Here is a 2,917-nt window from a genome sequence, read left to right as displayed (position 1 = left end):
CCCTCCGTCCCCGGCCCGGCGGCCGGCACGCCGTCCGCACCGCGGGTCCCCACGCCGCCGTCCGCCCCCATCCCTTCCGCCCCGCCCCGTCCGCCCCCGCCCCGTCCTCCGCCCCCGCCCCGTCCTCCGCCCCCGTACGCCTCAGCAAGGTGACGCTGACCAAGGAGGCGCCGTCGGTCTCCCTCACCAAGCAGGGCGGCACCTCGGGCGCCATGCGGGTCAACCTCAACTGGACCACGCAGGCCCAGCAGCCCAAGGGGCTCGCCGGGCGGCTGAGCCGGGCCATGGGAGCCCTCACGGGCCCCGACCTGGACCTGTGCGCCCTCTACGAACTGGCCGACGGACGCAAGGGCGTCGTCCAGGCCCTCGGCAACTCCTTCGGCTCGCTGAACCGTCCGCCCTACATCCACCTCGACGGCGACGACCGCACCGGCGCGGTGGAGACCGGCGAGAACCTGACCATCAACCTCGACCACGCCGCCGAACTGCGGCGCGTGCTCATCTTCGTCACCATCTACGAGGGGGCACGCAGCTTCGCCGGGCTGCACGCCACCGTCACCCTCCGCCCGCAGCACGGCGCGCCCGTGGACTTCTCCCTCGACGAGTGCACCATCCCCTCCACCGTGTGCGCCCTCGCGCTGATCACCAACGAGAGCGGCGAGTTGATGGTGCGCCGCGAAGCCCGCTACCTGGTGCCCCGGCGCGGTGTCAGCCCGCAGCGCACCGTCGACCAGGAGTACGGCTGGGGCATGCAGTGGACGCCGGGCCGCAAGTGACCGCCTCGCGGGACCGCCGGCGGGGCGTGCGCGGGCGGGCCGCAGGGAAGGGGCCCTCAGGACGAGAGCGGCGTCAGGAGTAGGTGCGCCCCTTCCACGCGGCACCCCGGCCCCGGTGGTGCCGCACCGCCGAGTCGACGGTCATCGCCAGGTAGAGCGCCGCCGTCACCGGCAGCAGGGGGGCGAGCCACAGCGGCTGCCGGTAGTAGCGCAGCATCGGCACGTACGTCAGCGTCATCACCAGCCACGCCGCCCCGCCCGCCGGCGAGCCCGCGCACGCCCACACCGGAGGCACCAGGTACACCAGGGCCAGCCCGAGCACCGTGGCCACCAGCAGCAGCGGGTTGTTGAGAAGCTGCGCGTAGGCGCTGCGCGAGACCATCCGCCACAGCGGCCCCAGCCCCACGTACGGACGCACGCTGCGCACACCGTCCGCCAGCCCCAGCCAGATCCGTCCGCCGGAGCGTTTGACCGCGCGGCCCAGGGACACGTCGTCGATCACCGCGTCCCTGATGCTGTCCGGCAGCCCGGCCCGCACCGCGGCCCCGGTCCGCAGCAGCGCGCAGCCGCCGGCCGCGGCCGCGGTGCGGGCGGAGGGGCGGTTGACCCGGCGGAACGGGTACAACTGCCCGAAGAAGTACACGAACGCGGGCACGATCAGCCGCTCCCAGCCGGTACGCACCCGCAGCCGCGCCATCTGCGAGACCAGGTCGAGCCGCTGGGCCAGCGCCCCGCGCACCAGGCGGCGCAGCGAGTCGGGCGCGTGGGCGATGTCGGCGTCGGTCAGCAGCAGGAACTCCGGGACCTCCGCGCGTGCGCGGGCGTGGGCGATGCCGCACCGCACCGCCCACAGCTTGCCCGTCCAGCCCGGCTCCGGGTCGCCGGGGTCGAGCACCGTCAACGGCAGCCCGCCCGGCACGCGTTCGGCCAGGGAGCGGGCGAGCGCGCCGGTGCCGTCCGTGGACCCGTCGTCCACGAGCAGCACCTCGGCCCGCCCCGGGTACTCCTGTGCCAGCAGCGACGGCAGGCTCACCGGCAGCACCCCGGCCTCGTCACGGGCCGGCACCACCACGGCGACGGCCGGCCACCGGTCCGGCTCCCCGCCCGTCACGGCGGGCATCCGCACATCGGTACGCCAGAAGAACCCCTGCCCCAGCAGCAGCCACGCCCACGCGGCCAGTGAGACGAGAGGTACGGCGGTGGTCCACGACAGGGTGTTCATCGTGCGGCAGTCTGCCGCACCCCGGCGGCCGGGCACACCTGACGGGCCGGGCGCACACCCGACGAGCCGGGGTGCGGACGGCCGATCGATTACAGTTGCTCCACGTGAAGATCGCGCTGATGGACTCCGGTATCGGCCTGCTCGCCGCCGCGGCGGCGGTACGCCGCGCACGCCCCGACGCCGACCTCGTCCTCTCCCTGGACCCGGACGGAATGCCCTGGGGCCCGCGCGACGCGGCCGGGATCACCGAGCGGGCCCTCGGCTGCGCCCGCGCCGCCGCCGCGTACGAGCCGGACGCGCTGATCGTCGCCTGCAACACCGCCTCCGTGCACGCGCTGCCCACCCTCCGCGCGGAACTGGAGCCCGGCATCCCCGTCATCGGCACCGTCCCCGCGGTCAAGCCCGCCGCTGCCGCCGCCGCCGGCACCGGGGGCCGCGTCGCCGTCTGGGCCACCCCCGCCACCACCGGGAGCCCCTACCAGCAGCGGCTGATCGACCAGTTCGCGAGCGGCGCCGAGGTGACGGGCGTGCCCTGCCACGGCCTCGCCGAGGCGATCGAGAGCGGCGACGAGGACCTCATCACCGCCGCGGTCGCCGCCGCCGCCGAGCGCACCCCCGAGAACGTGCGGACCGTCGTCCTCGGCTGCACCCACTACGAGCTGGTCGGCGACCGCATCCGCGAGGCCCTGGGCGGGTCCGGCGGCGAGGGGCCCGCGCTCCAGGGCTCGGCCGTGGCCGTCTGCGCCCAGGCGCTGCGCCGCGCGGGCACCGGGCCGGACGCCGGTGCCGCGCCCACCGGCGGCCTCACCGTCCTGCACAGCGGCCGGCCCGGTCCCCTCCCCGAAGCCGCCCTCACCTACGCCGAGGGCCGCCTCCTGGCCCCCGCCGGAGCCGTGACGCGCTGATCCCCGCACGGCGC

General features: G+C 76.1%; 3 protein-coding genes. 2 read left to right on the top strand and 1 reads right to left on the bottom strand.

The features are described 5' to 3' along the window. Positions 1–776, top strand: a 776-nt coding sequence (locus FM076_RS33305) for a TerD family protein (RefSeq protein WP_430625922.1), incomplete at its 5' end; no start/stop codon positions are given. A 73-nt stretch (positions 777–849) separates the two neighbouring features. Here FM076_RS33305 and FM076_RS03180 read toward each other — a convergent pair. Continuing rightward, positions 850–1,998: a glycosyltransferase gene (locus FM076_RS03180; RefSeq protein ID WP_173868421.1), complete on the bottom strand. Its 1,149-nt coding sequence runs from the start codon at positions 1,996–1,998 to the stop codon at positions 850–852. A gap of 104 nt (positions 1,999–2,102) precedes the next feature. Here FM076_RS03180 and FM076_RS03175 point away from each other — a divergent pair, with 104 nt between their 5' ends. Continuing rightward, positions 2,103–2,903: a glutamate racemase gene (locus FM076_RS03175; protein ID WP_173868420.1), complete on the top strand. Its 801-nt coding sequence runs from the start codon at positions 2,103–2,105 to the stop codon at positions 2,901–2,903. Positions 2,904–2,917: the final 14 nt, after the last annotated feature.

This window comes from Streptomyces albus subsp. chlorinus (assembly GCF_013302895.1).
Classification (GTDB): domain Bacteria; phylum Actinomycetota; class Actinomycetes; order Streptomycetales; family Streptomycetaceae; genus Streptomyces; species Streptomyces chlorinus.
This window is presented reverse-complemented; position numbering and strand designations above follow the sequence as displayed.